The organism is Streptococcus sp. oral taxon 431, from assembly GCF_001553685.1.
Classification (GTDB): Bacteria; Bacillota; Bacilli; order Lactobacillales; family Streptococcaceae; genus Streptococcus.
In genome coordinates, this window is sequence record NZ_CP014264.1 from 2022120 (window position 1) to 2037076 (window position 14957).

Consider the following 14957-nt stretch of genomic DNA (forward strand, 5'->3'; position numbering starts at 1 on the left):
AGACTTGATTAGTCTTCTTTCTTTTTACGAGCCATAAGTCCGAATCCACTTAAGATACCTAACAAGCCAAGCGCAGCAAGACTAGCATGATCTTCAGTACCAGTATTTGGCAATTGAGGAGTAGTTGTCTTAGCTACTGTTTCAGTTACTGGAGTTGATTCCCTTGGTGTTTCTGGAACTTGGATTGGTTTTGGTTCTGGTGTCGGAACTGGATCTGGCGTTGGTTTCGAATCTGGTGTCGGTACCGGATTCGGTGTTACCACCTTCTTGTAGATGTGTTGGATATTACCGTCTTTATCTACAACCGTCTTCACAAACTCGTAACCTGAAATTTCTTTCTTCGGTTGTTCACCGTTCTCAGTTGGATATCCTGGAATTAGATTTCCATTTTCATCAACATAAGAGGTCGCAATCTTTTCGTAGACGTGCTCGGTATCTCCGTTTGGAAGTTTCTTCGTTTCTACGAAGCGGTAACCTGGGATAGCTTTCTTCGGTTGTTCGCCATCTTCACTTGGATATCCTGGAATTGAATTACCTTCTTTATCCTTGAATGATGTCTTAACTTGTTCGTAGACGTGCTCGGTATCTCCGTTCGGAAGTTTCTTAGTCTCTACGAAGCGGTAGCCTGGGATAGCTTTCTTCGGTTGTTCGCCATCTTCACTTGGATATCCTGGAATTGAATTGCCTTCTTTATCCTTGAATGATGTCTTAACTTGTTCGTAGATGTGCTCGGTATCTCCGTTTGGAAGTTTCTTAGTCTCTACAAAGCGGTAACCTGGGATAGCTTTCTTCGGTTGTTCGCCATCTTCACTTGGATATCCTGGGATTGAATTGCCTTCTTTATCCTTGAATGATGTCTTAACTTGTTCGTAGACGTGCTCGGTATCTCCGTTCGGAAGTTTCTTAGTCTCTACGAAGCGGTAGCCTGGGATAGCTTTCTTCGGTTGTTCGCCATCTTCACTTTGATATCCTGGGATTTCTTTGCCTTCTTTATCCTTGAATGATGTCTTAACTTGTTCGTAGACGTGCTCGGTATCTCCGTTCGGAAGTTTCTTAGTCTCTACGAAGCGGTAACCTGGGATTTCTTTCTTTGGTTGTTCGCCATCTTCACTTGGATATCCTGGAATTGAATTGCCTTCTTTATCCTTGAATGATGTCTTAACTTGTTCGTAGACGTGCTCGGTATCTCCGTTCGGAAGTTTCTTAGTCTCTACGAAGCGGTAGCCTGGAATTTCTTTCTTAGGATTTTCGCCATCTTCTGTTGGATAACCTGGAATTGCTTTACCTTCTTTATCCTTGAATGATGTCTTAACTTGTTCGTAGACGTGCTCGGTATCTCCGTTCGGAAGTTTCTTAGTCTCTACGAAGCGGTAGCCTGGAATTTCTTTCTTAGGATTTTCGCCATCTTCTGTTGGATAACCTGGAATTGCTTTACCTTCTTTATCCTTGAATGATGTCTTAACTTGTTCGTAGACGTGCTCGGTATCTCCGTTTGGAAGTTTCTTCGTTTCTACGAAGCGGTAGCCTGGGATAGCTTTCTTCGGTTGTTCGCCATCTTCACTTGGGTAGCCTGGAATTGAATTGCCTTCTTTATCTACAAATGTAGTAACCGGTGTTACTGTTGGTGTATATGTTGCAGAAGCTTTTGTTCCGTTCATATCTTCACGAACAACTGTAACAGATGGAGCTGTTCCAGTAAATGATTTCTCAGGTACGAAGGTTACTGTTCCATCTGCTGCTACTGTGTATGTACCAACACCTGAAATAGTCTTAGTTGTTGAACCATCGTCAAATGTTGCTGGAACGTCATTATTCATTGGAACACGGCTATCGCCTTCCTTGAATGTTGGTTTACCAGACTGTTCTTTACCTTTTGGTCCAATAGTTGTAGCTGGTTCACCTGTTGGAGTTACTGGTGTCACAGTTGGGGTGTACTTAGCTGTGACTGGTTTGCCGTTCTTGTCTACACGTTTAACAGTGACGCCTGTTCCTGTGCCAGTGAATGATTTTTCTGGGACGAAGGTTACTGTTCCATCTGGAGCAACAGTGTATGTACCTTCTCCTGGAATAACTTTCGTTGTTGAGCCATCTTTAAATGTTGCTGGCACATCATCATCCATTGGTAAACGGCTGTCACCTTCGGTGAAGGTTGGTTTACCTGTTTGAGTAGCACCTTGGATATCAGTAGATGTCGCATCTTCAGATGTTGGAACGACTGGAGTAATCTTCGGTGTATATGTTGTTTCTACTGTTGTTCCATTTGTGTCAACTGCTTGAACCTTAACTGGAACAACATCACCTGAATAAGATTTATCCGTTGGTGTAAAGGTCACAACACCTGTTTCCTTATCAACTGTGAAAGTACCAACAACCTTGCCTTCTGGTGATTTAGTATCTACAGATGTAGCTGGTTGACCATTTTCATCAAGAAGAGTAATGGCATCCTTGTCGATTGGTACAACTGGATCACCTTCTGTGAAAGTAACTGTTCCAGTTTGAACCACACCTTGAGGTCCAGTTGATTCGGCCGGAATTGCTGTTGGTGTTACTGGTGTCACTGTTGGTGTGTAAGTCGCAGAAGCTTTGATTCCATTCTTATCTTCACGAACAACCGTTACGGCCGGTGCTTTACCTGTGAATGACCTTTCAGGAACAAAGGTTACTGTTCCATCTGCGGCTACTGTATATGTCCCAACACCATTAACTGTCTTGGTAGTTGAGCCATCGTCAAATGTCGCTGGAACGTCATCGTTCATTGGCACACGGCTATTACCTTCAGTAAATTCAGGCTTACCTGTTTGGGTTTGACCTTGTTTATCTGTTGTTTCAACTGGTGTCGCTGTCGGTGTTACAGGAGTTACTGTTGGTGTGTACTTAGCTGTGATTTCAGTCCCGTTCTTATCCACACGTTTCACAGTTACGCCTGTTCCTGTTCCAGTAAATGATTTTTCTGGTACTAAAGTTACTGTTCCATCTGGAGAAACGGTGTATGTTCCTTCGCCATCTACTGTCTTAGTGGTTGAGCCATCATCGAAAGTAGCCGGAACGTCATCGTTCATTGGCACACGGCTGTCACCTTCTGTGAATACAGGTTTACCTGTTTGAGTCGCACCTTGGATATCTGTTGATTCAGCTGGAGTAGCTGTTGGTGTTACTGGTGTCACAGTTGGGGTGTAAGTCGCAGAAGCTTTGGTTCCGTTCTTATCTTCACGAACAACCGTTACGGCCGGCGCTTTACCTGTAAATGACTTTTCAGGAACAAAGGTTACTGTTCCATCTGCTGCTACTGTGTATGTACCAACTCCATCAACTGTCTTGGTTGTTGAACCATCGTCAAATGTTGCTGGCACATCATCATCCATTGGTAAACGGCCATCACCTTCGGTGAATACAGGTTTACCTGTTTGTGTTTGACCTTGTTTACCTGTTGTTTCTACTGGTGTTGCTGTCGGTATTACAGGAGTTACTGTTGGGGTGTACTTAGCTGTGATTTCAGTTCCATTCTTATCCACACGTTTCACAGTTACGCCTGTTCCTGTTCCAGTAAATGATTTTTCTGGCACGAAGGTTACTGTTCCAGCTGGTGCGACTGTGTATGTTCCTTCGTCATCTACTGTCTTAGTGGTTGAGCCATCATCAAAAGTAGCTGGAACGTCATCGTTCATTGGCACACGGCTGTCACCTTCTGTGAATACAGGTTTACCTGTTTGTGTTTGACCTTGTTTACCTGTTGTTTCAACTGGTGTCGCTGTCGGTGTTACTGGTGTCACAGTTGGGGTGTACTTAGCTGTGATTTCAGTTCCATTCTTATCCACACGTTTCACAGTTACGCCTGTTCCTGTTCCAGTAAATGATTTTTCTGGCACGAAGGTTACTGTTCCAGCTGGTGCGACTGTGTATGTTCCTTCGCCATCAACTGACTTGGTAGTTGAGCCATCATCAAATGTTGCTGGAACATCATCGTTCATTGGCACACGGCTATCGCCTTCTGTGAATACAGGTTTACCTGTTTGAGTCGCACCTTGGATATCAGTTGATTTCGCATCTTCAGATGTTGGAACGACTGGAGTAATCTTCGGTGTATATGTTGTTTCTACTGTTGTTCCATTTGCGTCAGCTGCTTGAACCTTAACTGGAACGACATCACCTGAGTATGATTTATCAGTTGGTGTGAAGGTCACAACACCTGTTTCCTTATCAACTGTGAAAGTACCAACAACCTTGCCTTCTGGTGATTTAGCATCTACAGATGTAGCTGGTTGACCATTCTCGTCAAGAAGAGTAATGGCATCCTTGTCGATTGGTGCGACTGGGTCACCTTCAGTGAAGGTAACTGTTCCAGTTTGAACAAGACCTTGAGGGCCAGTTGATTCGGCCGGAATTGCTGTTGGTGTTACTGGAGTCACAGTTGGGGTGTAAGTCGCAGAAGCTTTGGTTCCATTCTTATCTTCACGAACAACCGTTACGGCCGGCGCTTTACCTGTGAATGACTTTTCAGGAACAAAAGTTACTGTTCCATCTGCAGCTACTGTGTATGTACCAACGCCGTCAATTGTCTTGGTAATTGAGCCATCATCGAAAGTAGCTAGAACGTCATCGTTCATTGGTACACGGCTATTACCTTCAGTAAATTCAGGTTTACCTATTTGAGTTTGACCTTGTTTCCCTGTTGTTTCAACTGGTGTTGCTGTCGGTGTTACTGGAGTCACTGTTGGTGTGTAAGTCGCAGAGGCTTTTGTTCCGTTCTTATCTTCACGGACAACCGTTACGGCCGGTGCTTTACCTGTGAATGACTTTTCAGGAACAAAGGTTACTGTTCCATTTGATGCTACTGTGTATGTACCAACTCCATCCACTGTCTTGGTAGTTGAGCCATCATCGAAAGTAGCTGGAACGTCATCGCTCATTGGCACACGACTGTCACCTTCTGTGAATACAGGTTTACCTGTTTGAGTCGCACCTTGGATATCTGTTGACTCAGTTGGAGTAGCTGTCGGTGTTATTGGTGTTACGGTTGGTGTGTAAGTTGCAGAGGCTTTTGTTCCGTTCTTATCTTCGCGAACAACCGTCACAGCTGAAGCAGTTCCAGTAAATGATTTCTTAGGGACGAAGGTTACTGTTCCATCTGCTGCTACTGTGTATGTACCAACACCGTCAACTGTCTTGGTAGTTGAGCCATCATTGAAAGTAGCCGGAACGTCATCGTTCATTGGCACACGGCTATCGCCTTCGGTGAAGGTTGGTTTACCTGTTTGAGTCGCACCTTGGATATCAGTTGTTTCAGCTGGTGTCGCTGTTGGGCTTACTGGAACAATTTCAGGTGTATAAGTTGTATCCACCTTGATATCGTTTGAGCTTTCAGCTTGCACCTTGGCTGGTGTTACCGCGCCAGTGTATGATTTGTCTGACGGTGTGAAGGTTACTTGTCCAGTAGCTGAATCGATCGTGAAAGTACCGATTTCAGTTGTACCGTCTGCCGCATAAGCTGGCGTAGTTGTAACTTCATTACCATCTTTATCCAAGAGCTTATAACTATTTGATTTAATGGTTACAGGTTTATCTTGACCATTTACTTGGACAGTTGTTCCTGCAAAGGCTGGTGTACCTGTTTGAGTCACACCTTGGATATCTTTTGAAGTAGCTGGTTGAGCTGTTGGAACAGCAGCTACAACAGTTGGAGTATAAGTTGCATCCGAAGTGATTGTCGCCGTCTTACCGTTCCCATTTGTAATAGTCGCAGTTGCTTGAACTGTTACACCTGTTGCAGTTCCAACAAAGTCTTTTTCAGGTGTGAAGGTTACCGCTCCTGTAGTAGGATCAATTGCATATGTTCCTTCGCCTGCTACGGTCATAGTTGTCGCATCAGTCGGTTGACCTGTCGTTGGATCCACTAATTTCTTGCTTGTGATTTGAGCAGTCTTGTCGCTACTCAAGTCGAAAGTTGGTGTTTGTGTTTGCGGAACGTTTTGAATATCCGCAGAAACCTTGTCTGTAGGAGTCACTGTAATTGGTGTTACTGTTGGTGTGTAAGTCGCTGAAGCTTTTGTTCCGTTCATGTCTTCACGGACAACTGTTACGGCTGATGCAGTACCTGTAAAGCTTGGTTCTGGAACAAAGGTTACTGTTCCATCTGCTGCTATTGTGTATTTACCAACACCATCAACAGTCTTAGTTGTTGAGCCATCGTCAAATGTTGCTGGAACAGCATCGTTCATTAGTACACGGCTATCACCCTCAGTAAATACCGGCTTACCTGTTTGAGTGGCACCTTGAACATCTGTTGATTCAGCTGGTGCTGCAGTTGGTTTAACCGGTGTTACTGTTGGTGTGTAAGTCGCTGAAGCTTTTGTTCCGTTCATGTCTTCACGGACAACTGTTACGGCTGATGCAGTACCTGTAAAGCTTGGTTCTGGAACAAAGGTTACTGTTCCATCTGCTGTTATTGTGTATTTACCAACACCATCAACAGTCTTAGTTGTTGAGCCATCGTCAAATGTTGCTGGAACAGCATCGTTCATTAGTACACGGCTATCACCCTCAGTAAATACCGGCTTACCTGTTTGAGTGGCACCTTGAACATCTGTTGATTCAGCTGGTGCTGCAGTTGGTTTAACCGGTGTTACTGTTGGTGTGTAGGTCGCAGAGGCTTTAGTACTGTTCATGTCTTCACGGACAACTGTTACGGCTGATGCAGTACCTGTAAAGCTTGGTTCTGGAACAAAGGTTACAGTTCCATCTGCTGCTACTGTGAACTTACCAACGCCTTCTACTGTCTTAGTCGTTGAACCATCGTCAAATGTTGCTGGAACAGCATCGTTCATTGGCACACGGCTATTACCTTCAGTAAATACCGACTTACCTGTTTGGGTTTGACCTTGTTTACCTGTTGTTTCAACTGGTGTCGCTGTCGGTGTTACAGGAATTGCTGTTGGTGTGTAAGTCGCAGAGGCCTTGGTTCCGTTCTTGTCTTCACGGACAACCGTTACAGCCGGTGCAGTTCCGACAAATGATTTCTCAGGAACAAATGTCACCGTACCGTCGGCTGCTACTGTGTATGTACCAACGCCGTCAACTGTCTTAGTCGTTGAACCATCGTCAAATATCGCTGGAACATCTTCATTGATAGCTACTGTTTTCTCAACACCGTCAACGGTTACAGTTCCACCCTTGAATTCAGGTTTACCTGTTTGAGTGGCACCTTGGATGTCAGTTGATTCAGATGATGTTGCTGTTGGGGTTACAGGAACAATCTCAGGTGTATAGGTTGTATCAACCTTGATACCGTTTGAGCTTTCAGCTTGAACCTTGGCTGGTGTTACAACACCTGTGTATGATTTATCAGTTGGTGTGAATGTTACAGTACCAGTTGCTGGATCGATAGTGAATGTACCGATTGGCGTTGTACCATCGGCAGCATAAGCTGTTGTAGTTGTAACTTCATGACCGTCTTTGTCCAAAAGTGTATAGCTATTGTCTTTAATCGTGATAGCTTTATCTTCACCGTTTACTTGGACAGTAGTTCCTGCAAATGTTGGTGTGCCTGTTTGTGTTGCACCTTGAACATCTTTAGAAGTTGCAGGTTTTGCTGTTGGAACAGCCGCTACAACTGTTGGTGTGTAGGTTGCATCGGATGTAATTGTCGCCGTCTTACCGTTCGCATTTGTAATAGTCGCAGTTGCTTGAACTGTTACACCTGTTGCAGTTCCAACAAAGTCTTTTTCAGGTGTGAAGGTAACCGCTCCTGTAGTAGGATTGATTGTATATGTTCCTTCGCCTGCTACTTTCACACTGGTTTCAACAGTAGGCTGGCCAGTTACTGGATCTACTAATTTCTTGCTAGTAATCTTCGTAGCCTTGTCATTGCTTAACTCAAATGTAGGCGTTTGAGTTTGAGGGACATTTTGCACATCCTCAGAAACCTTATTAGTAGGGCTGATTGTGGCTGGGGTTACTGTTGGAGTATACTTAGCAGTAGCTGTTTTTATAAATTCTGACTGAACTTGTTTATTTTTATCTCGTCCAACTGGTGCAGTAAGTGAAACTGTTACTCCCTTAGCAGTGCCAGTAAATCCTGGTTCCGGCACAAAGGTAACTTTCCCAGTCAAATCGTCTAAGTAGTAAATCCCTTCCCCTTCTACAGTTAGAACAGGGTCATTGATAACCTTGCCAGTCGTAGGACTCACAAACTTAGCTGGATAATCAAAATCAGGTGTGATTTTAACTTTCTCACCATTACTATTTGTTCCTTCAAGAGCAAATTCTGGAGTAGCTATTTGACTAGCTCCTTGAACGTCTGTTGAAGTTTTATCAAGCCCTTCCAAATTTTTTGGAGTTACAGTCGGGATGTAAAGGCCATCCATAGTGTTTAGAAGAGTGTCTACAATCGATTCTTTAGTAGGATCCTTTGTTGACCAACCAGTATCGTAGCCATTACTATCTGTACGACGGATAGAGATTCCATCAGCTGTTCCTAAGAAATTATCTTCAGGGATGAATTCTACATCTACGTCTTTACCATTTGCGGTAATCTTATATTTACCTTGACCTGGTACGACATAGTAGCCTTCAGCATCCAAAGTAGCCTTGTTTCCATTTGCATCGACAATGTATGGTGCTACTGTTTCATCAATTTTTGCTAATTCAGTTAAGCTATAGCCTTGCAAACCTCGAGCAGTAAAGGCTACAGTTGCTGTTTGTTTAGCAGCTTGAAGACCAGAAGTTTCCTTGAATTCCCCTTTTGGTGGGTGCGTAATTTGGGTCTTGAAGTCTTCTACTTCTCCTGAGAAGGCCATACCTGTTGGGCTTTCAATTTCTTTAGCACTCTTAGCGATACGAAGACGAACCCCTAATTCAGTAACACTAGGGTCAATATAAGTTTTGCTGTTTGCAAATGTTAACTCAACTATACCATCTTTCGTAATAGTAGCTAAATTTGAACGCTCGTCTTCATCGAAGGTTCCATTTTGATTGAAGTCAACCCAACCATAGATGTTTGCCTGTGCAGCTCCATCAGTATGGGCTTCAACAGAAATTTTATAATTACCTGGTTTGGTACGGTCCATCTTGATCATCTCATTGGTTTTCCCTTTAAGATTATCTGGAAGCAATTGGTCGATTCCTTCATCCGCAGTGGTCGCCTTGTCATCACCCGTCCAATCAAGGGTGTTGTTTTCATCCATATCAGGACTCAAATGTCCGAGATAGGGTTGGTTTACTTTACCACCAGTAACACCGTCTACAGTTGCAATGGTATGGACCGCCTTACCATATGACTCAGGAGCATCTCCTTCATCAAGTGGGAAGAATCCTAGCATAGCGGACTGTTTCCCACCTGAAGCGATATAAAGCCCCACTTCAGAGGCACCACGTGTCATCACGATTGGAACAGTATAATTACCTGCAGAAATGTTTGGTCCAAAGATACCAGTTCCTAGACCACCTGTAACTTGGTCAGGATTTCCAAAATACTTCCAAGCTACTGGTTTCTTATCAGGTCCAACTTGATTAGAATCACGAAGTTGTCTTAGGTTAATGTTATTATATTTAGGTGTAGATCCAAAAAGATTTTCAGTATCTTGTGGTGAATATGTTACAGAAGTAGTTGGTCTGATATACTTCTTCCATTCTCCAAGGTGTTGCCAACCTTCTCCATTGGTAGTAAACATAACAAATTCACCTGGGTTAGCAGACTCCCCATCAGCCATAACAATAGCTGGCTTAACTGTCTTGCCACGGAAGGTTGCAGAGATTTCAAACTGAACTCCAATATTTCCACCATTCATAGCTGAACCCATGGTAGTCTTCTTGGTTTTCGTATCAACGTTTTCAAATCTAATTTCAGTCCAATTATTTTGAGCATCAGCGACAACGTCGGATTCCATGCCATCGTTAAAAGCTTTTTTTGCCCCTGTTGAAGTAACACCACTTACATAGCCATTTTTTGCATTTGGATCATAGGTTGCTTTTTCGGCTTCTGTAGCTCCTTGATTTTCCATCCGTTTCTTATAAATCTCAGTTGCTTGGAAAGGCTTCAAGGATTTGACTTTTACAGTGACTACATAGCCAGGCATGATTTCCTTGGTATAAGTAGCACCAACTTGAAGAGCTAATTTTTCTTCTAAATTTTTATCAGGAAAAGCGTCATTTTTAGGAACGAGGACTGTTTTTGCCCCTGTCCAGTTGGCTACATCTCCAAAGTCCAACCAAGTAATCTGGCTAGTCAAAGACTTTGCGTCAAGGTCTGTTGTAAAGTCTGGTTTTTCAACTTTTGGAGTTGAAGTTGCGTCTTCAACGTCTGCACCAATTCCAGTAGCTGTTGCAGTATCTGCACGGAAGGCAGTATTCTTGTCAATCTCTTTACCATTACGAGGGTCGTTTTTCCCTGTATTTGCGATTGCGTTAGTACCTTCAGCTGGCTGAGTATTTGCTGCTATTTTTCCGGTACTTTCTTCAGTTTTTTCAGTAACTTCAGCCTTAGCTTCCACAACTGGTTTTGCTTCTGCTACTACCTTATTTTTAAGTTTTGCATTTACCGTTGTTACAAGTGATTGATAAGCAGCATCCAACTCAGCTTGACTTTCAGCAGAGGCAAGAGCATTCTTAGCATTATCAAGACTTACTTTTAAAGCATCAATACTTTCATCAGTCTTATTGCTATATTTACCATTCGCCAGGTTGGTTTCAATCTCAGCAATATAGCCTTGCAATCTTGTGTGATCTAGGTTCAGCTTAGTTTCAGTTGCACCTGGAACAACTGGAGTTGCCTGATAAGTTGTATCATCTTCTTTCGCAGCTTGAGATGTAGAAAGAGATTCCGGCTGCTCCTTTTCAGTCGTCACAGTCACCTCGTCAGTTTGCTTATTCTCAGCGACTTCTTCAGCTGCTACTCCTGTAGCAGTTCCAAGCATAACTAAAGTTCCTAGTAAAACTGAACAAACTCCTACATTTAACTTACGAATTGAAAATCGACTAATACGGTCATTAAACAGATCATTTTTCACTTATGCTACCTCCGAGCTATCTATAACTTAACTTAACTTAGTTTAGAATATATATGTATTTACTATTCAATATATTTCGTAAACTAATCGCTGTTATATTTTACCATGCTATCCCTTGTATCCCAAGCATTTTGCTCAATTTTTTGGAAAAAATTTTCTACTTTTATAGCTCAAATTATTTAGTAAATCATATAAAAATCAATATACCTTTTCTATATATTTAATACAAAAAAAGAGGGAAGACCCTCTTTTTGTTTAAGCATTATTTTATTCGCTTACTTCAACAGTTTCAACGGCTTCTTCTACAGTCGTATCAACTGGAGCTTCTTCTTGTGAAGATGCTAGGTAAGACTCTTCGTTGACTGCTTGTGGTTCAAGGTTACGGTAACGTGCCATACCTGTACCAGCTGGGATAATCTTACCGATGATAACATTTTCCTTAAGACCAAGGAGATGGTCTTTCTTACCACGGATAGCTGCGTCTGTAAGGACACGAGTTGTTTCCTGGAAGGAAGCTGCTGACAAGAAACTATTTGTTTCAAGTGAGGCTTTGGTGATTCCCATAAGGACTGGACGACCAGTCGCTGGCACTCCACCTGCGATAAGAACATCCTTGTTAGCATCTGTAAAGTCGTTGATGTCCATAAGAGTCCCCATGAGAAGATCTGTGTCTCCTGGATCCATAACACGAACTTTACGGATCATTTGACGAACCATTACCTCGATGTGTTTGTCTCCGATTTCTACCCCTTGGCTACGGTAAACTTTTTGAACTTCACCGAGAAGGTAGGTTTCAACTGACAAGACATCACGTACAGCAAGGAGACGTTTTGGTTGGATAGAACCTTCTGTCAATGCTGCACCACGAGAAACTTGGTCTCCAACTTCGACACGCATACGGGCTGTAAATGGTACCACGTATTCGCCTTCACCAGTTTCACCTTTAACGAAGACTTTCTTAGTACGAGTTGAAGCATCTTCTTCTATTGCTGTAACTTGTCCTTTAACTTCTGTGATAACCGCTTCCCCTTTAGGATTGCGGGCTTCAAAGATTTCTTGGACACGAGGAAGACCCTGAGTGATATCGGTATTTGAGGCAACCCCACCCGTGTGGAAGGTACGCATTGTAAGCTGTGTACCAGGTTCCCCGATAGATTGGGCAGCGATTGTACCAACTGCTTCACCAACTTCAACCGCATCACCAGTCGCCAAGTTGATACCATAACAGTGACGGCAGACACCATGACGAGTGTTACATGTAAATACTGAGCGGATGGTTACTTCTTCAACACCAGCATTGACAATTTCACGCGCCTTGTCTTCTGTGATCAATTCATTTGGACCAATGATAACTGCACCAGTTTCTGGGTGTTTAACAGTTTTCTTAGTGTAACGACCATTGAGACGTTCTTCAAGAGACTCAATCATCTCTTTACCTTCAGTGATAGAACGGATCAAGAGACCACGGTCTGTTCCACAGTCGTCCTCACGGATAATCACGTCTTGGGCAACGTCAACCAAACGACGAGTCAAGTAACCTGAGTCGGCTGTCTTAAGGGCCGTATCGGTCATACCTTTACGAGCACCGTGAGTTGAGAAGAACATTTCGAGTACTGACAAACCTTCGCGGAAGTTTGAAAGGATTGGCAATTCCATGATACGTCCGTTCGGAGCAGCCATCAGACCACGCATACCGGCAAGCTGTGAGAAGTTTGAGATGTTACCACGGGCTCCAGAGTCCATCATCATAACGATTGGGTTCTTAGGATCTTGGTTGGCAATCAAGCGTTTCTCAAGTTTTTCACGGGCAGCACGCCATTCAGCTGTAACAGCATTATAACGTTCGTCGTCTGTGATCATACCACGACGGAATTGTTTTGTGATTTGTTCTACACGTTTGTGTGATTCTTCGATGATTTCAGCCTTGTCTTCAACGACTGGAATATCAGCAATACCCACTGTCAAACCTGCAAGAGTTGAATGGTGGTAACCGAGGTTCTTCATACGGTCAAGTAGGGCAGATGTTTCTGTCGTACGGAAACGTTTGAAGATTTCAGCGATGATATTTCCAAGGTTTTTCTTCTTGAATGGAGGGTTAAGTTCAAGATTGCTGATTGCTTCCTTGATATCTCCACCAAGTGGCAAGAAGTATTTAGCTGGAACGCCTTCTGTTAAGTTGGCATTGTTTGGTTCTTGCAAGTATGGTAGACCCTCTGGCATGATGTCGTTGAAGAGGATCTTACCAACAGTTGTAAGCAAGATTTTGTGTTTTTGCTCTTCTGTCCATGGTTTGTTAAGACTGTCTGTTGCGATACCAACACGTGAGTGGAGGTGAACATAGCCATTGCGGTAAGCCATAACAGCTTCGTCACGGTCTTTGAAGACCATTCCTTCACCTTCACGACCAGCTTCTTCCATGGTCAAGTAGTAGTTACCCAAAACCATGTCCTGAGATGGAGTAACAACTGGTTTACCATCTTTCGGGTTCAAGATATGCTCAGCAGCAAGCATCAAGATACGAGCTTCTGCTTGGGCTTCTTCTGAAAGCGGTACGTGGATGGCCATTTGGTCACCGTCAAAGTCGGCATTGTAGGCTTCACAGACAAGTGGGTGCAAGCGAAGGGCTTTACCGTCAATCAAGACAGGTTCAAAGGCTTGGATACCCAAACGGTGAAGGGTCGGTGCGCGGTTCAAAAGCACTGGGTGTTCTTTGATAACTTCTTCGAGGATATCCCAGATACGCTCATCTCCACGTTCCACCAAGCGTTTAGCGGCTTTAACGTTTTGCACGATATCACGAGCTACGATTTCACGCATCACAAATGGTTTAAAGAGCTCGATAGCCATTTCACGTGGCACACCACATTGATACATCTTAAGAGTTGGACCAACGGCGATAACGGAACGTCCTGAGAAGTCAACACGTTTACCGAGCAAGTTTTGACGGAAGCGTCCTTGCTTCCCTTTAAGCATGTGGCTCAATGATTTCAGCGGACGGCTACCTGGTCCTGTGATTGGACGACCACGACGGCCATTGTCAATCAAAGCATCAACCGCTTCTTGAAGCATACGCTTCTCATTTTGAACGATGATACCTGGTGCATTCAACTCAAGCAAGCGAGCCAAACGGTTGTTACGGTTGATAACACGGCGGTAAAGGTCGTTCAAGTCAGATGAGGCAAAACGACCACCATCCAACTGCAACATTGGGCGAAGATCTGGTGGAATAACTGGAAGGATGTTGAGAATCATCCATTCAGGTTTGTTTCCAGACTTGTAAAAGGCATCCAAAACATCCAAACGACGGATAGCTTTGACACGTTTTTGTCCAGTAGCTGTTTTCAACTCTTCTTTGAGTTCAGCAATTTCTTTTTCAAGATCTACTTGTTTCAAGAGGTCTTGGATAGCTTCGGCACCCATTTTAGCAACGAATGATCCGTAGCCATATTCACGCAAGCGCTCACGATATTCACGCTCTGTCATGATAGATTTGTGCTCAAGTGGTGTATCCTTTGGATCAATCACCACGTAAGCAGCAAAGTAGATTACTTCCTCGAGGGCACGAGGACTCATATCAAGGGTCAAGCCCATACGGCTTGGAATTCCCTTGAAATACCAGATGTGAGATACAGGAGCTTTCAACTCGATGTGTCCCATACGTTCACGACGAACTTTTGTACGCGTTACTTCAACACCACAACGGTCACAAACAATCCCTCTGTAACGAATGCGTTTGTACTTACCACAAGCACATTCCCAGTCTTTTGTAGGACCAAAGATGACTTCGTCAAATAGTCCTTCACGTTCTGGTTTCAACGTACGGTAATTGATTGTTTCAGGTTTTTTGACTTCTCCATAAGACCATGAACGGACTTTACTTGGAGAAGCTAGTGTGATTTGCATACTTTTAAAACGATTTACGTCAACCACTATTTCTTCCCTTTCTATTCTAAGTGA

General features: G+C 43.5%; 2 protein-coding genes. Both read right to left on the minus strand.

Translation table 11 applies throughout. The annotated features are described in order from the left end of the window. Positions 1 to 8: 8 nt before the first annotated feature. Positions 9 to 11000 (minus strand): GEVED domain-containing protein, encoded by a 10992-nt coding sequence (locus AXE83_RS11110; RefSeq protein WP_150114548.1) that lies wholly within the window; start codon positions 10998 to 11000, stop codon positions 9 to 11. A gap of 267 nt (positions 11001 to 11267) precedes the next feature. Then, entirely contained in the window at positions 11268 to 14930 is a 3663-nt protein-coding gene (gene rpoC, locus AXE83_RS09530; protein ID WP_060956256.1) for a DNA-directed RNA polymerase subunit beta', read from the minus strand. Positions 14931 to 14957: the final 27 nt, after the last annotated feature.